Source organism: Nocardioides sp. GCM10028917 (genome assembly GCF_042666175.1).
Taxonomy (GTDB): Bacteria; Actinomycetota; Actinomycetes; order Propionibacteriales; family Nocardioidaceae; genus Nocardioides.
Map to the genome: position 1 here is coordinate 1 of NZ_JBHTFL010000005.1, position 22,974 is coordinate 22,974.

The 22,974-nt window shown below is 67.2% G+C and carries 13 protein-coding genes; 5 read left to right on the forward strand and 8 right to left on the reverse strand.

Going from position 1 to position 22,974, the window contains the following annotated elements:
• Positions 1 to 128 precede the first annotated feature (128 nt).
• On the forward strand, positions 129 to 5,798 hold the full coding sequence (locus ACFQW6_RS07155) for a PKD domain-containing protein (RefSeq protein WP_378542750.1): 5,670 nt from the start codon (positions 129 to 131) through the stop codon (positions 5,796 to 5,798).
• A gap of 388 nt (positions 5,799 to 6,186) precedes the next feature.
• Here ACFQW6_RS07155 and ACFQW6_RS07160 read toward each other — a convergent pair whose 3' ends face one another.
• Together ACFQW6_RS07160 and ACFQW6_RS07165 are read right to left on the reverse strand one after the other, a co-directional pair.
• Positions 6,187 to 8,964 (reverse strand): ATP-binding protein, encoded by a 2,778-nt coding sequence (locus tag ACFQW6_RS07160; RefSeq protein WP_378542752.1) that lies wholly within the window; start codon positions 8,962 to 8,964, stop codon positions 6,187 to 6,189.
• 493 nt (positions 8,965 to 9,457) lie between these two features.
• A complete protein-coding gene (locus ACFQW6_RS07165; protein WP_378542754.1) occupies positions 9,458 to 10,612 on the reverse strand; it encodes an IS30 family transposase in 1,155 nt (384 codons plus the stop codon).
• Positions 10,613 to 10,824: 212 nt separating this feature from the next.
• Between ACFQW6_RS07165 and ACFQW6_RS07170 the strand changes: the two genes are divergently transcribed.
• The 3 genes from ACFQW6_RS07170 (at position 10,825) to ACFQW6_RS07180 (ending at position 13,232) form a co-directional block, all read left to right on the forward strand.
• Positions 10,825 to 11,586: an MBL fold metallo-hydrolase gene (locus ACFQW6_RS07170; protein WP_378542756.1), complete on the forward strand. Its 762-nt coding sequence runs from the start codon at positions 10,825 to 10,827 to the stop codon at positions 11,584 to 11,586.
• 267 nt (positions 11,587 to 11,853) lie between these two features.
• Positions 11,854 to 12,363: a SigE family RNA polymerase sigma factor gene (locus ACFQW6_RS07175; protein ID WP_378542758.1), complete on the forward strand. Its 510-nt coding sequence runs from the start codon at positions 11,854 to 11,856 to the stop codon at positions 12,361 to 12,363.
• Positions 12,360 to 13,232 (forward strand): hypothetical protein, encoded by an 873-nt coding sequence (locus ACFQW6_RS07180; protein WP_378542760.1) that lies wholly within the window; start codon positions 12,360 to 12,362, stop codon positions 13,230 to 13,232. Before ACFQW6_RS07175 ends, ACFQW6_RS07180 begins: the two co-directional genes overlap by 4 nt.
• A gap of 188 nt (positions 13,233 to 13,420) precedes the next feature.
• Here the strand turns inward: ACFQW6_RS07180 and ACFQW6_RS07185 are convergent, their stop codons facing one another.
• From ACFQW6_RS07185 to ACFQW6_RS07210, 6 genes are all read right to left on the reverse strand, one after another.
• Positions 13,421 to 13,846, reverse strand: coding sequence for a hypothetical protein (locus ACFQW6_RS07185; protein ID WP_378542762.1), 426 nt, complete (start codon positions 13,844 to 13,846; stop codon positions 13,421 to 13,423).
• A gap of 783 nt (positions 13,847 to 14,629) precedes the next feature.
• The gene (locus tag ACFQW6_RS07190) at positions 14,630 to 15,841 is read right to left on the reverse strand and encodes an IS110 family transposase (RefSeq protein ID WP_378542764.1); all 1,212 of its coding nucleotides are present in this window, start codon (positions 15,839 to 15,841) and stop codon (positions 14,630 to 14,632) included.
• Between the two features lie 285 nt (positions 15,842 to 16,126).
• Positions 16,127 to 16,714, reverse strand: a complete 588-nt coding sequence (locus tag ACFQW6_RS07195) for a hypothetical protein (RefSeq protein WP_378542766.1) — start codon at positions 16,712 to 16,714, stop codon at positions 16,127 to 16,129.
• A 429-nt stretch (positions 16,715 to 17,143) separates the two neighbouring features.
• Positions 17,144 to 19,117 carry a prolyl oligopeptidase family protein gene (locus ACFQW6_RS07200; RefSeq protein ID WP_378542768.1) on the reverse strand — a complete coding sequence of 658 codons (1,974 nt, stop codon included), beginning with the start codon at positions 19,115 to 19,117 and terminating at the stop codon, positions 17,144 to 17,146.
• Between the two features lie 486 nt (positions 19,118 to 19,603).
• Positions 19,604 to 19,990 carry a hypothetical protein gene (locus ACFQW6_RS07205; protein WP_378542770.1) on the reverse strand — a complete coding sequence of 129 codons (387 nt, stop codon included), beginning with the start codon at positions 19,988 to 19,990 and terminating at the stop codon, positions 19,604 to 19,606.
• 106 nt (positions 19,991 to 20,096) lie between these two features.
• Positions 20,097 to 20,441, reverse strand: a complete 345-nt coding sequence (locus ACFQW6_RS07210) for a hypothetical protein (RefSeq protein WP_378542771.1) — start codon at positions 20,439 to 20,441, stop codon at positions 20,097 to 20,099.
• Between the two features lie 258 nt (positions 20,442 to 20,699).
• On the opposite strand from ACFQW6_RS07210, the gene ACFQW6_RS07215 reads away from it, so the two are divergent.
• Positions 20,700 to 22,958, forward strand: a complete 2,259-nt coding sequence (locus ACFQW6_RS07215; RefSeq protein WP_378542773.1) for an ATP-binding protein — start codon at positions 20,700 to 20,702, stop codon at positions 22,956 to 22,958.
• Positions 22,959 to 22,974 lie beyond the last annotated feature (16 nt).

Consider the following 22,974-nt stretch of genomic DNA (forward strand, 5'->3'; position numbering starts at 1 on the left):
CCGGCAACACCACCAACGACGTCACCGGCACCATCACCCTGGACGGCACCACCCCCGGCACCCTCACCGTCGACCCCGTCCCCGGCCAGCCCAACGTTTTCGACGCCGTCCTTACCCCGGGCGCCGACGTGACTCCCACCCGCGTCCGCATCTACGGCGCGCCCACCACCCAAGACGCCGCCTTGGACGAGAGCACCGGCACCTACCGAGCACGCATCGATCTCTCCGACGCACCCAACGGCACCAACACCCTCTACGCCAACATCACCTGGACCCCAGCGGGCGACTCTTCGCGGACCTATCAGTCCGAACACCACGACGTCACCGTGGTGGACGCGGTAGCGCCTGTGGTCACCACCCCCGAACCGGCCACGACCTACCGCTCCAACCCGACCACCTGGTCGACGGCCTTCCTGGAGTTCCGCTACCAAGACGGCTCCAACGTCCCCACCCGGCGCTACTGGATCACCGACCAAGCCGGCAACACCGTGATCACTGAAGGCTCGTTCACCCGCACGGGGTCCTGCGGCTCCACCTACTGCTACCTCTACTTCTACGGCACCGACGACACCGGCAAGCTCCTTCCGCCCGGCACCTACACCGTCCACACCGTCTTCACCGACGCCGCCGGCAACACCACCAACGACGTCACCGGCACCATCACCCTGGACGGCACCACCCCCGGCACCCTTACAACACCCACCGACGGCGGCACGCTGGTAGGAACCGCGCCCTTCGAGTTCACCCCGACCAACGATGCGTCCGTCAAGGTCACCCGGGTGCGGGTACGGGTTCGCGACACCAGCATCTCCATTTACAACCCGTCGCCGGACGGCATCTGGCGCACGACCTTCCCGGTCGGCTCGCTGGAAGCAGGACCGGCGACCCTGACCACCATCACGACCTGGACCGACCCGTCCGGGCGGAGCGTCACCTACACCAGCGGCGAATGGAGCGTCGGCGTCGACCCCACATCCATCCCCCTCAACATCTCGTTGACGCCAGAGGCAGGCACGGCTCCGCTTGACGCCGAGCTGACGCTCACGACGTCCCATCCCAACAGCGAGCCCCTCAGCGTCACGGTCAACTGGGGCGATGGCTCGCCGCTGGCTCGCCACACCCTCACTGCGCCGTACGCCGTACCCACCTACGCCCACCGGTTCCAGCAGCCAGGAACCCACAAGGTCGTCGTCACGGTCGGCGACACGGGCGGCACCTTCGCGTCCTCCTCCGCGTCGATCGTCGTCGCAGGCGCCGTCAACTCGCCCCCCACTGGCACGATGCAGCTGCACGCCGACACCGTGCTGGCGGGCAACGACCTCGGCGTTACCTTTAGCGCGAGCGACCCGGAAGGGGGCCCGCTCACCTACCGGGTCGACTTCGGCGACGGGTCCTCTCCCGCGACCGGGAGCTACGACCAGCCCTTACAGTTGTCGCACCGCTACACCGCCCCGGGCTGGTACGTCGTGCGCGGACAGGCCAGCGACGGGCACAACACAATCAGCCGCACGCTCCGCGTGCAGGTACTGCTCCCCGCCCCGCTGGTCGCCCGCGCCGGGGACGACCTGATGGCTGCCACCGGGCAGGACGTCAAGCTCGACGCAAGTGGCTCGACGCCCTTCGACCTCATCACCTCCTTCGAGTGGCGACTCGACGGCAACGTCATCGGGACTGAGCCGACACTCACACGGTCCTTCCTGAAGCAGGGCAGGCGCACCATCCGCCTGACTGTCCGCAGCGGCGACCAGACGGCGACAGACGACGTCGTCATCACGACCTACACCCCGCCCCCGGCGTCCGGCTTCGAGGTCACGGTGCGCTCGGACGGCAGCCCAGTCGCCGGCGCTCAGGCCGCCGTCATCCAGCCCGACGGCACCCGGCAGTCTGCCGTGACGAACGGTGAGGGCGTCGCCCTCGTCACGGGTCTTTCCGAGTCCGGCACGATCACGGCCTACGTCGAGGCACCGGGATATCGACCCGCGGCCGTTACCGGCACCCTTGTCGAGGGACGCGCTGAGGCTGAGGTAGACCTTGAGCCCGGCGTCGCCGGCGCAGCGACTGTCGACCACCGGCCACTGACCTACGACGAGATCGTAGAGGCCGGCATCGACCCCGAGGCACCGGAGAACCAGCACGTCTACGAAGCAACGCTCAATCTCTACTTCGAGCCGAAGCCGGGCGAGCCCGCTCCGCCCACTCCTGCCGACCCTCCGAGGGTCTTGGTCACCGGAACCGGCGTGACGTGCATCGCCAACTGCGAACCGACCAATCAGCCGGGCGGCGGCAGCGGGGAATCATGCGAGCCGACCTGCAGCCAGATCATCTCCGGCGGCGCCGTGTGGCGACCGAGCGTCCAATATGTCGAGGACAAGCCCGTCATTCAGTGGCTGGTGGTGCCGATGCGTGCGACGTTCCTAAAGGAATTCTTCGACGTCTCCATGGTGGTGCAGAACCTCACCGCGCCGGACTTCACTTTCCAGGGCGGGGCCGGGTCCATCACCCTTCCGGATGGGCTGAGCCTCGCGCCGACGACCGCTACCCAGTCACCCACGATTGAGATCCCTGACATCCCAGGCGGCCAGAGCCGTCAAGCGAGTTGGACGGTCCGCGGCGACGTCGAGGGCGACTATCCGGTGATGGTGGATTATCTCGCCACTGTGGAGCCGCTCGGCACAACGATCCACCTCTCCGGCCGGTCGGCGTCGCCCCTGAAGGTATGGGGCGCCTCGGCTCTGGACACAACCATCAAGGTTGACCGCGAAGCACGGCGATGGGGCCCCTTCACGATCGACGTCGAGATGACAAACGTGTCGCCGGTGTCGGTCTACAACGTCTCCTTCGAACTGCTACCGCGGCCCGTCGATGCCCCGGAATGGCAAGCGCCCTACCTGTTCGCGCCACTGCCGCCGCGCAAGCAGCACACCGGCGAGATCCCGCCCGGTTCGACCTTCCGGGCCTCGTACACCCTCTTCCCCGGTCTAGGAAACGACGACGTCACCGAGCTGGTCACCCGGTTGGAGCGCTCGTTCATCCAGAAGACGGGAGGCGACGTCGACCTAGCGCCAGAGCTTGCATTCCGCGACGCTCCCCCAGTCGTGCTCAAGTCCGGGGACGTGACCACCGACGTGACGGACGACGTCGCCGTCATCACCTGGCCGAGGACCATCGTCAGCGAAACACCGACACCCCTCCACGTCGCGCGCTACCAGCTGTGGGCGACGCAATCACTCCAGGACAACGACTGGTTCCTCGTATCCGACCAGGCCGCCGCCAGCGGGACCGAGCAGTCCTATCAGCTCACCGCGAAGCGACGCTCCGTCGGGCGGTACTTCGCCGTCGGCACCGTGCTCTCGGACGGCTCGGTCCACTTCGTCCACACCCTCGGAGAAGGAGCGCCACGCTACGTCGCATTGGGTGACTCCTACTCCTCGGGGGAGGGCGTCCCTGTCTTCGAGGATGGCACCGCGAAAGACCTACCCGTCGCCAACCCGTCTGGCGAAGGCAACACCTGCCATCGGTCGGCTCAGGGGTCCTACTCCCGCATTCTCGCCGGGCAGCGCGGCCGGGCCGCACAACTTCTTCCGTCCTCGCATCAGGCATGCTCAGGCGCCATCGCCGCGTGGCTCGACCAGCCGAACGCGGACAACGCCGGCGAGGAGCGACAGCTCGATAATCTGAGCGACTTCACGGACGTGGTCACTCTGACCATGGGCGGGAACGACATCGGATTCGCCGAGATCGCCAAGTCCTGCGTCCTGTGGATGTGCGACTGGGGCCTCGTGGGCCAAGAGGTCCTGGGCTCTAACGCCTGGCTGAACACCGGCGCCGACTACTTCGAAGGCGTCAGCCTGGCCAAGGACCTAATCGACGGCGTCGTCGACTGCATCGACCCCCGTGACCTCGCCGGCAAGGTCAAGTGCGCGTGGAAGCGCGACCTTGACGAACGGGCTAGGACCTTCCTTGAGTACGCCGCCCACCCAGAGCGACGCGTCACACCACGCAACCTGCGTAACGGCGTGCTCGCTCAACGGCTGAGCAGGTCTTACCTGGCCGTGCTTCGAGAAGCGCCGAACGCCCGGATCCTGGTCGCCGGCTACCCCCAACTGGTTACGGAAGGCGACGCGGCACCGTGCGAGTTGTTCCCGAGCCTGGTCGAGGGCGCGGGCCTCTTCGAACTGACCCGCCCCGAGCGAGCCGCGGTGCGCCGGGTCGTCGACGATCTCAACGGCGTTATTGAAACCGCGATCAGCGATCTACGCAGGGCCGGCCACCGACGCATCCAGTACGTCGACGCTACGGCCGCCGGCTCGCCGTTCGCCGGTCACGAGCTGTGTCGAGGCGCGACGCTGAACGCAGACACCCACTTCAACTCAATCGTGGACCCGCTGCTCAACGACGTGCTCAACCCGCAGAATGCCGGACCGCAGGCCTACTCTCTGCACCCCAACGCGGACGGCCACCAGTCGTATGCGCAGCTCTTCGCTAGTGCGCTGAGCACGGACCTGGCAGCGTCGGTCCGCGTGCCGCAAGGCGCTGAAGTCGAAGCCGGTGCCGTGGACGTCTCCGCCGGTGCGACGGCGGCCCGCTTCGAAACGTCCTGGTCCGGCAGCACCGTCACCATGCGGCTCCGCAACCCGTCGGGTCAGCTCGTCGCCACGGACGCCAAAGGGGTCACGTCGGGCAGCACTGCTACGTCGCAATGGATCGAGGTAGCTGAGCCGGCAGTCGGCACGTGGACGGTTGCCCTGTTCGGCGACGACGTGCCCGCCGATGGCGAGCCGACCGACGTCCGGACCTACGTAGACGTCCCTGCTCCGTCACCGCTCAACGCAACTGCGACGGCCGCCCGCCCTAGCGGCAACACCTTCACCTTCACCGCCGCAGCCCCGGACGCCGGCGAAGCAGCCACCTACGAGTGGACGTTCTCCGACGGCGCCCGCGCGACAGGGGCGACCGTGCACCACACGTTCGAACGGACCACGGCTCGATCAGCCGCGGTACACGTCCGCGACGGCTCGAGATCTGCCTACGCCGACGTCGCAATCGCCGACGACGCGACCATTCCGACTTTCGCGGAAGCCACCCCGCCACCGACCGTCACCGTCGGCGCGCCCTACTCGTACAGGTTCATCGCGACCGGCTCGCCGACGCCGACGTTCTCCGTCGTCAAGGGTCAACCTCCCGCCGGACTGTCGCTGTCGGGCGCCGGGATCCTGTCGGGAACGCCAACCGCTCCGGGGACATACACGTTCGTCGTGCGAGCCAGCAACGATGCAGGAGCGGACGACACGGGCGACCTCACGGTCGTGGTCACCGCAGCCTCAGACCCCAACCCGGACCCTACGCCGAGCCCGGTCCCCGACCCGGAGCTGACCCCCGTGCCGAGTCCGAGTCCCGCACCAGACCCGTCCCTCGTCCCGACACCCACGCCCGCCCCGACGCCGCCGCCAATGACCCTGAACCGGCCGACCCTCCGCGTCCTCGACGCCCGGAGCGTGCGTCCATCAGCGTCGCGCAACTCCTACGCGAAGTTCATCGTGGTGCTCACTGGCGCCCCGGACAAGGCCGTGACCGTCTGGTTCACCACCGTCGATGGATCCGCCAAAGCGCCGTCAGACTTCACACGATTGCGCACCAAGCTCACGTTCGAACCGGGCCGGACCCGACACGTGCTAAGGGTGCGGGTGAAACGCAACCGCCTTGGCGAAAGCGTGGAATCCTTCACAGGCCAGCTCAGTCGTGCAAACGGCGGCATCGTGGTGCGGCCAATAGCGGCGGCGATCATCAAACGACGCTAAGCCGCCTCCGGAACCGCCGCTCACCGCCGGAGTGGGTTGATGTCAACGTGCTACGGAGCAGTCGCACCTTGCGTCTCGTACGCGATGCGCGATCGGGGCGGGTGGCACCTCGATATGCGTCTTTCCGCCGCGATTGGGAAACCTCGACAGCCCATCGGCCATGACGCGGGGGTCACGCACGTTCGAGCGCCTCGTCAGGCGTACGTATGCTGGGCTTTGTAGATGTTTCAGATCGAGTTTAGTTTGCCGCGCCGTTGCCGTTCCCGATAGCACGGCGCACCTCTATAGACGGTTCTCGCGGTCACGATGATCGCCACCGCATGCATAGGCGAAGTTCCGTGACGAGGCTCTGGGCCGCGCTGTGCCTAGCTGGATATGGAGAAGACACTTATGGGGAACCGCGCATGGTTCTCCTGATCGCGTCCAGCAGAGGAACGTGCTCACGAGCGTCGACGGCTGCGCGCTGCAGCAGCTTCACCGCGACTGTTCGGCGACCTTCCCTTGTGGCGATCTCCGCTGCGCGGCTCCGGCAGTAGGCGGCGTCGTGAGGGCGGGACAGCACGTCCCATGCGCGCCCAGCGGTCACCCAGTGGTCGACCGTCTCCGTGCCGTCCAATCGAGCAATCTCGGCTCGCCAGTTGGCAGCGAAGGCTCTCCTGGCGGGTTGCGGGCGCTGCTCGTCACGCTCAAGTGCCGGAACTTCGGGGAGCCGGGAGTGGAGCCTCAAGAGCGTGTCAAGGCGCCGACGCGCAACCGAGTCGTCGAGCGACGCTGCGTCCGCAGCAGCGCGTGCAGCAAGGAGCAGAGCCGGTTCCGTGACGCCCGCGGGCGGCGACTCCACTTGGGCGTTGAGGGCCGGAATGAGCAGCTCGAAGGCTTCATTGGCCTCGCCGTTCCACAGGTGGACACTTGCCACGTCGTGCAGGAACTCCACGTCGTCCCCGATTACTCGGTCGTCGAACCCCTGTAGCAATGAGGCGATCCGCTGCCTGGCGAGGTCGCCTTGTCCGCGAAGGCAATCGAGCACGGCGCGATCCAGGTGGAGTGGCCACCGATCAATGTTGACCGGTTCCTCGGAAAGAGGATCGATTATTGCCGCGGCATTGGCCACGCGCCCGCATCGGATCCGAGCCCGCACCATGTTCGAGCGGGCGAGCAGCACGTGGTAGCTCTCGATCTCCCAGCGCTCGGCGACGTCGAGGCCGGGCTGCCCCGCGAGATCGACTTCGTCGACGCTTCCCCCCGTCTGCAACAGAAGGTCAGTGAGCAGCACGGCCTGCCTAATGTCTCCCTCTGGATCGGAGTCCACCGGGACGAGTGCTGCTGCCCGACTCATCGTGCGCACCGCCTGTACCTGATGACCGTTGACCCCTTCGTGCCAAGCCAGCCAGCTCAGGGCGGTCCGGTGCGCTCGGCCGTCCCCGACTTGCTCCGCGACCTGCGCTGCTACTCGAGTGAAGTCGAACGCCTTGGAGAACCGCCCGTCGGCCAGAAACAGGGCCGCCTTCCTGAGCAGTGCGTACACGAACCCGACACTTGGTGGCAGGGCTTCATAAGCAGCTATTGCCTCGTCGATGATCGCCATCCCGGCATCAGCACCCTCGCGTTGCCCCTTGAAGTCGGCGGCCCGGCGGAGTAGCTCCGCGTTGGTGAGGGGATCGACGTTGCCCAGACTGTCCCCGGCCTTGTCACTCATGTCGGCGGCTCGATCGAACTGCAATGACACGCGTAGGGCATCCATCGCGGCCATGTATGCCTCGGGACGTGTGGCAGGCGGCGTGCCGGCGGTTGCACAATCGGCCGGCCAGATCTGCAGGGCTCGGAGCCACTGTTCCGCTTCCACCGCCACGGCGTGTCTCGCTGCCGACGATCGGGCCGCAGCGATCCTCCATTCGAGCTCGCGTTCGGGTTCCGCCGCGCCTTGCCAGTGCGTGGCGACCTCGGCCGGTGACGCGTCCGGTTCGGCGCCAAGCACCTCTGCAAGTGCCTTATGTATCTCGCGGGCCTCGCCCGCTACGAGTCGCCGGCGGGTTGCCTCGGCCAGGAGCGGATGTTGGAGCTCTGCCGCACCGAGAGGGGTGGTGCGCACAAGGCGACGGCCGTGCAGGTCGTGGAGTTCCTCGACGAGGCGGGCTGGAGGCAGACCGGTGAGGGCACTGAGTAGGTCGGCAGTCAGCGGCCGGTCGGCCGCGCCGAGCGCGCGGGTGATCGACCAAGCCGCCTCGGAGATTCCGGTGAACCGCCGGTCGAGGAGGTCGGCCAGAAGCCGGGGAAGCGGCTCCTCGTCCCCGAGGTGCGCCGCCAGCTGTTCGGTGAAGAGGGGCTGTCCGCCCGTGCGCACATGTACGCGGGCCGCCAGGTCGTCACGAACATCCATACCCAGGAGGCGAAGCTGGTCAGCTGTCTCGTCCTCAGACAAGGGAAGCAGCTCGAGGTGCCTAACCCTCGCCGATCGTGCCATCCGCTCGAACCAATCGCGGTGCCCCTGGTCGGTTGTGGGGTCCTCGACACGCCAGGTGCCGACGACAGCGAGTCGCAGTGGAGTGTTCACCAAGCGCTCGAGGAAATCGAGGGTGCCGGTATCGGCCCAATGAAGATCTTCGATAAGCAGTCCGAGTGGACCGGTTGACGCGAGGGACCGCAGGGCCGAGGCGATGGACACGAAGAGGCGCTGCCGTCCCAAGGCATCGCCCGGCACTAGAGGCTCGGCGTCCGGGGCGATCTCGGGGAGGAGTCCAGCGAGGGCGTTGCCCACGTACGCGGGACACTCGGACAAGGCGCTTCTAAGCCAATGGCCCACGTCGTGATCGAATATGCTGCGCAGCGCATCCGCGATCGGCAGGAATGGCACTTCGGTTGACAGTGGGAGGCAGTGCCCCCTGGCGATGAAGCAGTCGGTGTCGGCCGTGGCAGCCTCGACGAGAGTCGTCTTGCCGATGCCAGCCTCTCCGGTGATGAGGAGAAGGCAGGTGCCCGCCTCGAGGTGTCGTCGTACGGCAGTCAGCTCGGCGCTCCGGCCAGCGATCCGGGGTTCATGTCGGGAAGATCGGCCCGCGGGTGCGGACGCGTCGAGCCAGAGCTCACGAAACGAAGCAGCGTCACCCTGCAGTGCCTCCACAAGAAGCTCGAGAGTGCCCCACGCTGGGAGACCCGGCGCGGAGAACACCTTCGAGACGGTCGTGTGGGAGACCCCAGTCTCACGAGCAAGGGCACGTAGGGACGGCCATCCTGCTCGGTGGTGCAGGTCGTGGAGCGCTTCGACCAGATCACGTTGTGGGCCGATGGGCAGGCTGGGACGAGGAAGCGCGCTCAAAGCACCTCCGATCGTCCAGGGCGAAGAGCACCCGAGCCCTCCCCAGAATCCTCTATTCCTGCCGCGGCTGTCCATGGCCCTGCCGCTCGGCACCCAGACCGCGGGAGATGCGGTAGCCATCGCCGGTGCTGGTCGCGATCTTGCCGCGCTCACTGGCATGTCCATCAAGGGAGGGAATCCGTCGATCGCAGCTAGCCGCGCGTGAGATTGGCCCAACCTCAAGTGCTCCATCGACAACTCGTCACAGTGCAGCGGAAGAACCGCCCTGAAGGCGGCGGTGGTCGCGTCTTTTCGCCGCCTGACGGCGCCAGCTCGATCATCCGGATCTGCCTGCGGGTTCAGGCGATCATCGCAACACCTCGGCTAGTGCTTGTGATGGTGTCTTGAAGCCGAGGGTCTGTCGAGGGCGTTCGTTGAGTTCTTGATCCATGGCGTCAAAGTCGTCTTGGGTCAGGGTGCGGAAGTCGAGCCGGCGGGGCAGGTACTGACGCAGAAGTCCGTTGGTGTTCTCGTTGCTTCCACGCTGCCAAGGCGACTTAGGATCGCAGAAGTAGACCTGCACACCGGTGGCGACGGTGAACCGCTGGTGCTGGGCCATCTCGTGGCCCAGGTCCCACGTCAAGGACTTCGTCAGCTGCTGCGGCAGCGTCGTGACCGCGGCAGCCAGCGCATCGGCCATCGCGTCAGCCTTGTGATTGCCACCAGGTAGCGCGACCAGCATCAGGAACCGGGTCGAGCGCTCCACCAACGTGGCAACGGGGCTCATCCCCTTGCCGAACACCAGATCGCCTTCCCAGTGGCCGGGCACCGCCCGGTCCTCTACCTCGGCCGGTCGCTCGGAGATGTGCAGCGTGTTGGGCCGGCCGCCACGACCGTCGGGCAACCGAACTCCCTTGGGTCGCCGGATCACCCGCCCGGTGCGCAGGTGAGCGGTCAGTTCCTTGCGCAGCGCGCCGCGGGACTGGACGAACAAGGTGCGGTAGATGCTCTCGTGGGACACGTGCATCTCCGGGTCGTCGGGGTAGCTGGACTTGAGCCAGCCTGCGATCTGCTGGGGCGACCATCGTCGCTGAAGCTTCTCCGCCACGATGCCAGCCAGCACCGGATTCATAGCCAGCTTGCACGCCTTGGGACGGGTCGCACGCGACCACGCCTCACGATCGGCTCTGGCTGCTCTGTATCGCCTCGGCCCGCCGTTGGTGTTGATCTCTCGGCTCACCGTCGAGGGCGCTCGACCCAACCGAGTCGCGATGGCTCGGATCGACTCCTTCGCCGCCAAGCCCCGAGAGATCTCCTCACGCTCCGCCATCGACAGGCGACACCGTGACCGACGCCGGGGATCAGGTCTGACCCCACCACAGCGCACCAGGTAGGTACGCACCGTGCTCGGTGACAGACCTAGCTGCCGAGCCGTCGGCTTCGCTGCCTGCCCCTCACGCAATCTCGCCCACAACACGTCGATCGTCTCTGGCGTCAGCTTCTCGTAGTCACCATGTCCCACCGCAACCTCCTCGAGTCAAGGAAGTGTTGCGCTGACCCGTTGAGAGCGCCCCCATGAGCGGGCGTCGGAGGTGGGGGGTCAAGTGCGTGGACATGACAGCCGTGTGTGCTGGGCCGAATCGTCGGTCTGCGGAAAAGCGACTGTCCCGCCTTGTGCAAGACGAAACCCAATAGCGCCTTGACTACAACTCACCGTCGCCGCACGCTCGCGGTATGGCACCGACGGCGACGAGTGTTCGGGGGCGGCGGTGGTTCTTGATGCAGGCAAGCAGGAGCGTCCTCGGGGTTGCGGTGCTTGGGCTTGCTACGGCCTGCAGCACCGACAACGAGAAGGAAGCAGCCGGCGGCCCGGGCCACAGCAGCTCCGCCGCCGGGTTGGACTGGTGGCGAGTCGACTTCGCCTACGTGTCGGCATACGTGCTCGTGCGCGGCCACGAGGCGGCGTTGATTGATTGCGGTCTCGGGAGTCGTGTGGAGGAACTCGGAGCGGTGCTAGGAGCTGCCGGTACTGGTTGGGACCGCGTGCGCCACGTCCTGATCACCCACGCTCATCTCGACCACCATCACGCCCTAGGTGAGGTCGCCGATCGGGCGCCGGGCGCCGCCCTCTACGCGGGCGAGGAGGACGCGAACTCCATCGACCCCTTCGACAGCTTCTCGCGGCGAAGGGTGCGCTCAGTCACAGACGGCGAGGAGGTTTTCGGCCTGCAGGTGGTCACCACACCCGGCCACACTCGTGGCCACATCGCCGTTTTCGATCCCGATTCGCGGGTGCTCGTCGCCGGAGACGCGATCTCCAACACTATCGACGGGCTGCAAGGCCCGATGGCGGAGTTCACCTTCGGCCAACAAAGAGCCGAAGAGTCGGTTCGCAAGCTCGCCGCTCTGGAGCCCCAGGTCATTCTCGTCGGCCACGGTCCCCCCGTCCTTCGAGACGCCGCTGCCCAGCTGCAACGGCTGGCGAGTTCCCAATGAACTGACGCCTCACGCAACGGGCTCGGGGCGGCTTCCCCGATCTGAGGCCCGAGAGCTCCCGCAAGCGCACGCTCATTCTGTGAACCGTCCGCCCTTCCCGGTGCCTCTCTTGCCCGAACTCTCGAGCTGGCGGCCGATTGCGTCGCTTCTGCGTCGGTCGCGAGCGGTGAGCTCAGCACGGCGGACGACGGAAGTTTGGTGGCGCGAACGAACCGGATCGCCGCACCATCGCGTTGAAGAGATGTACCGGGCGCTTTGGAGTGATCGATGAACACAGACGAGGACTTCGCGGAGTTCGTCGGTGCTCGGTGGGCGTCGCTCTACCGGCTGGCTTACCTGCTCGCGGCGTCGCCGACGGGAGCGGAGGACTTGTTGCAGACAACCTTGGAGAAGGCGTACGTGAACTGGCCACGGATCAGCAAGATGGGTTTCCCGGAGGCGTACGTGCGGCGCATGCTGGCCAACACCCTGGTGTCGAGCCGTCGGCGAGCGTGGATCGGGGAGCAGCCGTGGGACAAGCTGCCCGAGACCGCGGACGCCTCTGCCGAGGTGCCGGTGCTGGACCGGTCCTTGATCTGGCCGTTGGTGTGCGCGCTGCCCGCTCGGCAGCGGGCGGTGATCGTGCTGCGCTACTACGAGGATCTGAGCGAGGCGCAGATCGCGGATGCTCTCGGTTGCGCGGTCGGCACAGTGAAGTCGCAGTCGTCGACGGCGATCGGGGCCCTCCGTCGGGCCCTGTCCGCAGCCGGCATCTCGGAAGGGGTGGATGAGGGATGAGACTCGACAAGGAACTCGCAGCGGCCTTCGGTCGGGAGGCCGAGATGCGCGACGTTCCCGCTCCCGACGTTGAGTGGCTGATCCGTGGAGGTAGGTCCCGCCGGCGTCGCCGCAACGCGGGACGGGTCGGCGTGGCTGTGGCTGCGGTCGTGATCATCAGTGGAGGTGCGTATGGCGTCGCGCAGGGTGGTCGGGGAGATCCCGGGCCCGTCACGGTGCCGCCCGCGACCTCTGAGTCCGAGCCCGCAGCGGTCCTGTCGGGATTTCCCGACCACAAGAACATGACGTCGATCGCTCCCGGCACCTACCGAGCGTTCGTGGGGTCCGATTCTGTCGGCGACACGATCAAAGCGGACCTGACCGTGGCGGACGAGAACTGGAGATGGAGTGGCCAGCCGTTGGTCCACGAGCCCATTGACACCTGGGCCGGGGTCGGTGTCTATCAGCCCGACGCAATTGCTGGCGCCGCCCCCTGCTCCGGCGATTGGCAGAGCCTGCCCGCGAGCAGTTCCCCGGAGTCCCTGGCCCGGCAGTTGGTCCGGCTACCGTGGAGCACCGTTGTCGAACCACTCACGCCGACCGAGGCATTCGGCCACGACGCCATCCACGCGCGGCTGCGAATCGACGACCAGTGCCAAGGTTACGAGTACTACAAGATTGCCCGGACGCGGGGTGCTGAGCCGCTAGCAAGGAGTCGTGGCGTCTCATACGGCTCGAGCTCCCAGGAGGTCCTCATCGACTTCTGGGTCGTGGACCTGGACGGGACAGCGGTCGTAGTCGACCAGTGGCATCAAGTCGACGCGTCCATCGAACTCGTGGATCGCGCCACCGAGGTCCTCGACTCGATCAAATTCGTGATGAGCGAGTGACAACCCAGGCGAACCGTACGGGCCGACTACGTGCGCACGCCGTCATGCCGAATTGGGCGCCTTGAACAACGTCCGCATCTGACGCCATGAGTGCGTCTTACCGCCGCCAGTGCTGACGCCGCGTCGGCTCGAGCGGAACGTGTGGATCGGCTCGTGGTCGAATTCGGGTCAGTCCGTAGACGAAATGATCACCCCTCGCAGAGTTGTCCGCCCGCTTCGACCAGATCCGTCGCAACCGCTTCAGTCGTCACACCGCTGGTCCAGGTCGGTCCCATGACGTACAGATAGTTCGCGCAGTCGCGGCCCGCCATGTGCACCTCGACCGCTGACTCAGAGCTCCAAACGGAAATCTGGTGGCGGTTCTCCGTGGTCCCGACGCCGCTCAAGAAGCACACGGCACCGCCTACCTCGTCGCCTTCCAAGTTCTGAAGTTCCGGCTGCTTGTACGTTCCTCCGTCGCAGACCGCTGCCTTCCAGGCATCAAGGATCGACTGGGGAGTTGCATCCGCATCCGTCAGGGCGTTGGAGTTGCCGCTGTCGCTTCCGCTGCATCCAGCCAGCGCGAAGGCCAGCAGCGCAGCGCAAGAAGCAACCGCGTATTGAGGTCGAAGCACGAATAGCCTGTCTTCCTGCTAATGGGCCGCCGCGTCGCCGATGGCAGCAGCTGGCGCGCACCGCGCCAGTCTGCCTTCAGTTCGGCGGTCTTGCTCACCCTACGAACCGGGAGCCACGTCCGGGCCAAGTTGCAGCAAATCGCTACCGCCGCTTGCCTCGCGCCCGACTCAGCCGAAAGAGTTTGGGGCGCGGCAGTCCGCCGCGTGACGGTGCATCCCTTGACGCCGCAGCGAGGTCCCATCGACGCTGGAGTCGGTCGTGTCCGAGGGGGTGCTGGTCGTGCAAGCCTCCTCTTCGGGAGAGAGGAGGTGAGGTCACGCGATGGGAGACAAGGGATGGGAGGGTTGGACACTTCACGACGGCGATGTCGTGATTAAAGGTCTGACGCCGTATCTCATTCTGGGTGATCTGGGGATTAGGCAAGAGCCTCACCAGGAGTTCCAGCCGAGGACGGTGCCGCGCAAGCACCTGCAGTTCCTTGTGCTGGACGCCGGGTTGTCGGTCTACCGTGACGGAGAATCGGTAGGTCATCCCGGCCAACGACTAGAAGAACGGCTCGTGCGTCTTGCCGCCAAGATTCACGCCGCGCAGTCAAACACTGCGCCGGACGGGTAAGCGGCAACGCCAGGCTGGCGACTGATGTCAGACCAAGGTTGGGAAGCGCCCGTCTCGGCGGCGAGCTCGAGCCGCCTCGTTCTATGGGAGGCGTGCCGCGTAGGCGACGCGCTGCTCGGGGTGGTCTAGCGCGTCAGAACCCGCGTCCTTCCGGCTCCCCTTTGTTGTCAACCGGTGGTCTGCGGGGTCCTCGGCCCGGCGGTCTTCCGCGAGCGTTGAAGCGGTTGTAGCGTCGTATTCGCGGGTCCGGGAAGTGGCTGATCCGAAGTGTCGATGTGCGGGTGCAGGTCGGCCGCGCTGGATTGAAGAGTCGCCCCGCAGTGCCCTCCCGGACCCGTCTCAACGGGTGCGGTCTGCGTTGCCTGGGCGTCTGCAAGTAGCTGTCGATAGAAGGCGTCCGAGATCCTCCGCTTGAGGCAGCGCAGGGCTTCGAGTGGTGTCTTCCCGGCGGCGAGCTTGCGCCGGTAGTAGGCCCGGCCGGGAGTATCGAGGCGGATCTGGCTGATCGCGGCGATGTGGATCATGTGGTTCATCCGCCGGTTCCCGGCCCGGGATAGCCGGTGCCGGTTCTGCTCACCAGACGAGGCGTCCAGCGGTGCGGTGCCGGTCCAGGACGCGAACCGGTTGCGGTCGGCGAACCGCGCGACGTCACCGACGTCGGCCAACGTCCGAGCAGCGACCACGGGTCCGACTCCGTGCAGATCCATCAGCCGGGATCCGCGGACCTTGACCATGACTTTGAGTTCGGCGGTGACCTTCTTCATCTTCGCCTCAACCGCCACCAGGTCGGCGAGTTCGTCCGCAGCGATCCTGCGACGGGTCTTCCCTGCGATGTCGCGAGGCCGCACCGACGCGAGGATCGCCTTGGCCTGGAGGGCGGTGAGGTCCTTCTTCGCCGTGCCCGGGACCAGCTCGGCCAGCAGCCGATGGAGCCGGTTCACGGTCTGGACCCGCAGCCGGGTGAGTTCCTCACGGCGGTCGCACAACATCCGCAGCGCCTCGAGTTCACCATCGCGACGAAGCACACGCAGGGTGGTGGTGCGGACCGCGACGATCGCGATCGAGTGCGCGTCACGGGCATCGGTCTTGCGGTTGTGACCGGTGTCGAAGAGCCGGACCCGGGCCGCGAGCTTGGCCGGCACGTCGACGACCTGCTCGCCGGCCTCAACCAGACGCTGAGCCAGGGACCGACCGGCACCGTTGGATCCCTCGACAGCCCAGACCCGGTCGGGCCAGCTCTTCACGTACGTGCGCATCGCGGTGTAGCCGGCCTGGTCGGTTGCGAACCGGCCGGACCCGAGGAGTCTCTCGTGGTGGTCGACGACCTCGATGGTGGCCGACAGCTTGTGGGGATCGACCCCGATGATCACCTTCGCCATAGCGTTCTCCTGCTTCGCCTCGTACCGATAGGGACGGCGAGGTGGGCAGTGCTACTACGAGCTGGGCAGTCCCCTTTCGAGCCACGCCTCGTCACGGTGCCCGGCGGACTGCAGACCGGAAGAGAGCCACACCAACACTCAGTGGGCAGCCGCTTGAAGAGCCTCCCGCCGGGCACCTGGACCGAGTCTGGCCAGACATCGATCCTGCAGTCGAGTGTCTAGTAGCCGCTTGATGGCGCGTGGCAGGAGATGCGCGGCTCATTACCCGCGCATGTCAGTTCGGGTCTAGGTGGACAGCGTCCTGGCGTCCGAGACAAGGTCGAAGACTGCCATCACGAACAGCAGGGCCAACACAGCCCGGACGAACCACGCGGCCGCGGTCGTCGAGACCCAGTCATCGCCGCGGAACGCCCGGGCGATGAGCCAGCCAATGACTAGAACCAGCGTTAACGGCAGCGTCAGTATGGCGAGGGTGACTCCGACCACCTGCAGCGGCATCGACCGCACACCACCATGGCTCAGAGCCCTCTCAGCCAATAGGTGCAGGGCCGCGCAGAACATCACGGGTAGAAGCACGAAGGCGCCGATGGTCAGCCATAGGGGTTCTAGTAGGTGGAAGTCGATACCCGTGGTGTGTACGAGGGTCGCGCCGACCACGACTCCCGGGCCGACCGAGATGGACAGCAGCCGGAACCAGGGCGGCCCGATCATCAGGCCGCGCAGCGCCGTATACAGGAACGCCCCGATCGCTCCTAGTTGACCTCCGGCCAGCGCCAACTGGGTAGACCCCGACAAGGTGATCTGACCCATGATGAAACCGTCGTCGCTGCGGATGCCCGCCGCCTCCGGGTTGAGCTCGGCGAGCAGGAACATGACCAATCTGCTGAGGACCCCGGCTACAACGACACCGCACGCGACACCGATGAGCAGGACTGTGGCCCACCGCCGAGTAGCGGCCTTCGCCTCGGCGACCCAATCGTCGGGCACCAGTCGGGGATGATCGGCTGCCTGTGCGTGGGACACCAAACACCTCCCCAGCCGAAAGTCCGGCATAGCTGCGCGGGCCGGCCGCGCAGCCGCTGAAGTCCACCGCGCTGTTGAGAGTAGCTCCAGGCCAACCGAACAAACCGGCGGTCTAGTCCGTGCAGGACCGGTCGCCAGTAGCTGCGAGCGTGCCCCACGTCTCGGGGCGCAACTACTTCACACGTGCGTCTATCCAGCCGCGTTTTCGGCGGGGTCGCGTGTGAAATAGGGTGGGGAGCCGGCTTCGCTTCCCTACATCCCGCAGAATTTTGTTCACGATCACATCGCTAGTGCCCAGACGTAGAAGGACAGTTCGTCGACGTCCTGCTCGATCAGCGCAGCTTGGGTGGTGGCTCCGCCGTGCCCGGAGTCGCGCAGTGGCAGCAACAGGTACGGCCCGCCGTCGGTCGCGTCTGCCTGCATCCGGGCCACCATCTTCACCGGGTCGTACGGCGGCGCCAGTTTGTCGTTCATCGCCGGCACGAACGCGATCGCTGGGTAGCGGACCCCTGTCCGGACGTTGTGGTACGGCGAGTACCCGGCGAGGTAGGCACCTTCGACCGGGTCCTCGGGCGAGCCGAACTCGACGGTCGCGGTCCGCCCGTTGTCGAACCTGGTGAACCGGATCATGTCAAGCGTCGGCGCACGGCAGAACACGGCCCGGAACGCGTCCGGCGCCTGCAGGGCGGTGACCGCCACGAGGATGCCGCCGTTGCTGTTCCCGCGGGACACCAGCTGGCCGGTCGTCGTGTAGCCGTTCGTGACCAGCCAGCGGGCGGCCGCGATGTAGTCGTCGAACGCGTTCTGCCGGTTGGTCCTGATCGCCGCCTCGTGCCACTCGCGTCCGTACTCACCACCGCCGCGAATGTTGGGGAAGGCCAGCACCCCGCCCGCTTCGAGCCAGGCCGCATGCACCGGTGAGTACCACGGCGAGATGTCGATGTTGAACCCGCCGTACCCGCTGAGCCGCGTCGGCAGTGGCCCGTCGGTCCCCTTGGGCCGCGCGATGAACATCGACACCCGCGTGCCGTCCATCGACTCGTACCAGACCTGTTCGGTGACGGCGTTGATCACCGGATCGGGAACGTGGTAGCCGGTGAGCTCGTCGTCGTGGAAGTCGTAGCGGTAGATCGACAAAGGTTGGACGAACGACTGGAACTCGACCCACACCTCGTCGCCGTACCAGCTTCCGGTGACGCCGCTGACGACCCCGCCTCCCTCGTTTCCATTGACCGATCCGAGACCGGGCAGTGCGACGTCGCGGATCTTGGCGCCGTCGGGAGCGTGCACGGTGATCCGGTGCGACGCCGAGTGGGAGTAGACCGCGTACAAGTGGCCACCGATCCCGCTGACGGTCTGCAGAGTGTCGTCGCTCTCGGCGATGACGGTGTGCCACACGGTGGGGCTCATCAACGATGCCCTGCACAGCCGGCCGCGCGGTGCCTCCAGGTCGGTGACGATCAGCAGGTCGTCGTCGACCACCTGAACCTGGTTCACCGCCTGCATGGTCGTCGTCACCGCCAGCAGCTCGTCGTCGTCCAACCTCAGCAGGGACACGGTGTTGGCGTGGACGAAGTCCCACTGGTACAGGACGGCGTACCGGCCACACTCGGTCACGTCGACCCAGCACCAGAAGTCGGCGTGACCGCCGAAGACCTGCCGATCCTGAGCCGTGCCGATGCGGTGCTCGAGGATCACTTCCTCGCCGTCGGCAACCGCTGGATAGAAGAACGACACCGAGTCCGGTCGCCACGCGGGGCGATAGTGGCTCGTGCCGCTGGGCTCGTCGGCGAGAACGGTTCCGGTGTCTACGTCGAGGATCTGGATCCGCGCGTCATGGGTGCCGCCGGTCGCCTTGCCGAAGGCGACCAGCCGGCCGTCGGGTGACAGTACGGCGAACACGAGCGCCTCCAAGCTCGGCCAAGTGTTCGGGTCGAGCACGGTCTCGAGCGGCCCTTCCGGCTCGCGGCGCATCCGCAACGCGAGCTTCTCGTCGTCCGCAGCGGCCTGCCAGACGAACTCGCGTCCTCCCGCACGAATCGGCCGGGACAGCCGCTCGTAGCGCGACCCACGGGTCACCGCGGCGCGGAACCGGTCCCGTGCCGGGACCGCGTCGAGGAGCGCGTGGGTGGCAGCCTCCTGCTCCTCGATCCAGTCCATCACCTCGGGATCGTCGAACCGCTCGAGCCACTCGTAGGGATCAGGAATCCACTCACCGTGGAACCAGAACCCACTGTCCGGATCGGCCCTCACCGTCCCGCCCCTCCACTCGGTTGCGCCCGATCATGCCGCATTCCGCAGGCACGTCGAAGGTGCATTGCGATGAGATTCGTGGCGACTCATACCGCCGCCGAGCCGGGCAGCCGATCCTTCGCCGTGATTGTGACCAACGCGTCGCCGTAGACCGAGCGGGTACAGGCGACGCAACGGCGATGTTCGCTGCCACGTGCAGTTGTTGGCCGCGTGTGATTCTGCGAATGGCAACGCTCGGGCGGCCGAATCAACGGTGAGTCGTCCCTCGTGGCCCGAGTACCCGCCTCGGCTCGCCTGTGGGTGCGCAGCGTGATCAGGATTGCGACCTTCGTGCCGAACCGCCCGAATCCTCGGCATGTGGCCCGGCGCGTCGCCGCTGACCAAGATGCTTTGCTGGTGATCGCTCACCGTCCCAGGCTGGTGGTCCCTCTCGGTCACCGGGCGCCAGAGCCAGAGGCCCGGGGCGTCGCGACGCCCCCCGGGCATTCAGCATTGCTGTCCGCCGAACCCGTGCACCACGTGCCGATGCACGTGAGTGACGTGCACGTGGTGGGCCGGGCCGCTGTCATCGAAGACTGTGCGGTAATCGGCGACGCCATTTCGCCCAGGGCGCAGCCGGATGACGGCTTGGCCACCGGGCAGCGGGGGCTCGAACGAGAGCGACTGGTGCTCTGCGGTGTGCACATCGACGCCGACGCAGATCACAATGGGAGCTGTCCCGGCCGGTCGGTTGTTCCAGACCCGGACGCGACCCTCGATCGCGCAGAAGATGTCCTCGACGCAGGACACCTCGTTCGTGAGGATGCTCGCCGCCAGGCCCCGCTGGGGGTGGGCGCCGGCTGGCGATTGCGTGAGCGCTGAGGTGACGACCACGGCTGCACACGCGGTGGCCATCCTGGCGTATCGGGCAGCTCGTGAGGCTGTGGGTGTGCGCATGTCTTCTCCAAGGATGAGTGGTTTGAGTTCCGCGCGGGAGCGGCTAGAAGGGGCGGGGGCCGGGGTTGCTGCCGTAGGTGCGCATGCGCGTCTCGTGGCCCGCTCGCGAGAGGTCGAACATGCTGTTGACGAACCTGCGGTAGCCGTCGGGATCGGTGCTCGAGAGCGGCGCCGGGCGCGGTTGGGGCGCCGTGCTGCTGCGGGCGCCGTCCACCTGCGAGGGGTCGCTGCGGCGGGTCGGCGGTCGTTGCTCGACGCGCGGCGTGCGGCTGGCGCGACGGTTGCGAAGTGCCCTGAGGGCGACCACCGCAGCGGTCACCGCGACGCCGACCAGCAGGGACTGAGCGCCGTCCTCGGCGCTCGGGCTGGGTTCCGGTTGATGGGTCATTGGTTTTCTCCTGTCGTGTGGATGGGTTCTTCTACAGTGGTCGGCGCGACGGCCGCGGACATGGTGTTGAGGTCCTGACCTGGTCAGGAACCTTCGGCGCACCGGGACGCGCGTCCCGCGCCCAAGTCGGGACAGTCGCCCCATGACCGCGCCCCGCAAGCCCGCGATGATGGGCAGACCATGAAGTCCGACACGGATCGACCCCTCCGGGCGCCGACGGCGCACCCCCCGCCCTCCCGGCGCGCTCGGGTCGCTTGGGTGGGCATTGCACTGGTCCTTCCGCTTGCGTGGGGTGCCGTCGCCCTCACCGCCGGCCCCTCCGACGGGACCCTGGTGGTCGCGTCGTCCTCGCTGAGCGCCGATCCGCACTGGTCCGACGAGGACGGTGTCCCCGTGCGCGCGGTGTACGGCGACGGTGCCTTGGCCGGCTGGTTCGCCGAGGCTGAGAAGGCCGGGATCCAGCCGCGGGTACTGGGCGCCGACGGCGCCCCGTGGGGCGAAGACGCAAGTGCGGGCACCGCCGGTGGCACGGGCCGGCCCACGGTCGGGCAGCAACTGGCCTACCTGGTCGCGGGAGCGGACGGGACGCCCGTACGGCTCGAGGTCACCCTGACCCACTACCCCGTGTGGGACGCCCTCCGAGCAAACGTCGGTGGCTTGGTGCTGTGGCTCGGGCTTGCGGCAGCCGGCTCGTTCGTTTTCTGGCGACGGTCCGGCGACCCCGCGGCCCGGGCACTGCTCTCGCTCGCCGTCGTGGTCCCGATCGGGATGACCGCGTTCCCACTGGGCCTCCAGGTCGTAGACCTGGCCGGCGGTCGAGGGGTATGGCCCTACGTCGTGGGCGAGGTCGCAAACGCGCTGGCCTGGGGCAGCATGCTGTTTTTCGCCTGTGCGTTCCCCGAGCCAATGCAGTCCCTACGCGACCGGCCGTGGCTCAGGCTCGTGCCCTTCGCGGTGCCGTTCGCATTGTACGGCGCCTGGCTGCTCTTGTGGGGCACCACGCGCGAGGCCGGGCTGGCCCGCACCGAGGCGCTGGTGCTCGTATCCGCGCCGTCCGCGCTGCTGGTCCTCCCGCTGATCGCCACGCTCCTGGTCGTCCGGACCAGGAAGACACATCACCGCGAGCATCAACTCGCCCTGCGAATCGTCCTGGGCAGCGTGCTGCTGGCGCTCTTGTGCTTCGTGCTGCTCGGCGCGCTGGCCGACCTCCTCACCGGCACGCCCGCCGTGGCCTTGCATCTCCAGCCGCTCGCGCTGGCGATCCCCTTGGCCGGGATCGTCACGGCGATCCTGCGCTACCGCCTGTACGAGGTAGACCTCATCGTCCGCCGGTCCCTGCTCCTCGTGGTTGCCGCCATCGTCGTCGGTGGACTGTTCGTGGCGACGGCCGCCGCAGTCACGGCCGTCCTCCCCGACAGCGCCCTCCTGCACCTGGTGGCGGGAGGCGTCATCGCCATGCTGCTACTGCCCTTGGCTCGCCTCCTGTCGAACCGCCTCTCCCGCCTCGTGCTCGGCCCCCGCGACGATCCCTACCGGGTGGTCTCCGAGCTACGCGACATCACCTCCGCCACCCACGTCGAGGACACCTTGTCGCGGGTGCTCGACACGCTCGCCCGCAGCCTGCGCCTCAGCTACGCGGAGATCGACGTAAGACCAGCCGAGGAAGGCGACCCGGTCCGCGTCTCCATCGGAACCGAGCACCGCGCCCCAACTGTCGTCGACCTCCGCAGTGGGGGACGGCCCTGGGGGCGCCTCACGCTCGGGGTGGCACGTGGACGAGAGCCGTTCGGGCCCCGGGACGAACGGCTCCTCGACGACGTGGCCACCCAGATCGGCACCCTGGTGGAGAGTCTGATCCTCAATCAGGCACTGCAGCACTCCCGGGAGCTGCTCGTCACCGCTCGCGAGGAGGAGCGAAAGCGGCTTCGTATGGACCTCCACGACCGCCTCGGCCCCGACCTTGCCATGGTGTCGATGCACCTCGACAACGCGCGGAGGCTGCTCGCCGATGACCCCACGCGTGTCGACGCGCTCCTGGCCCAGATCGCGGCAGAAACACGCAGCCACATCACCGAGGTACGCCGCCTCGTCGACGACCTGCGCCCCCAGGCCCTCGACCAGCTCGGGCTGGTGACCGCGCTGCGGGAGCGGGCGTCCGGCTGGTCCACCGGCGACACGACGATGCGGTGGACGGTCGATGCCGCTGATGTCGAGCCGTTGCCGGCAGCCGTGGAGGTCGCGGCGTACCGCATTGTCCTTGAGGCGGTGCACAACGCGGCCAAGCACAGCCGGGCCACCACGTGCCGGGTCGCGCTGACCCTTGAGCATCGCGGACTGCACGTCGCGATCGCCGACAACGGCCGCGGCACCACGAACCCTGCCCGCCCCGGTGGCGTGGGGCTCACCTCGATGCGCCAGCAGGCCGAGGAACTCGGCGGCGCCTTCTCTGTTGAGAGCACGCCCGGGCGTGGTACGACCGTGACGGCCCTCCTCCCCTTCGACCGGGCGACCCTCTGACGCCGAGGAACTGACA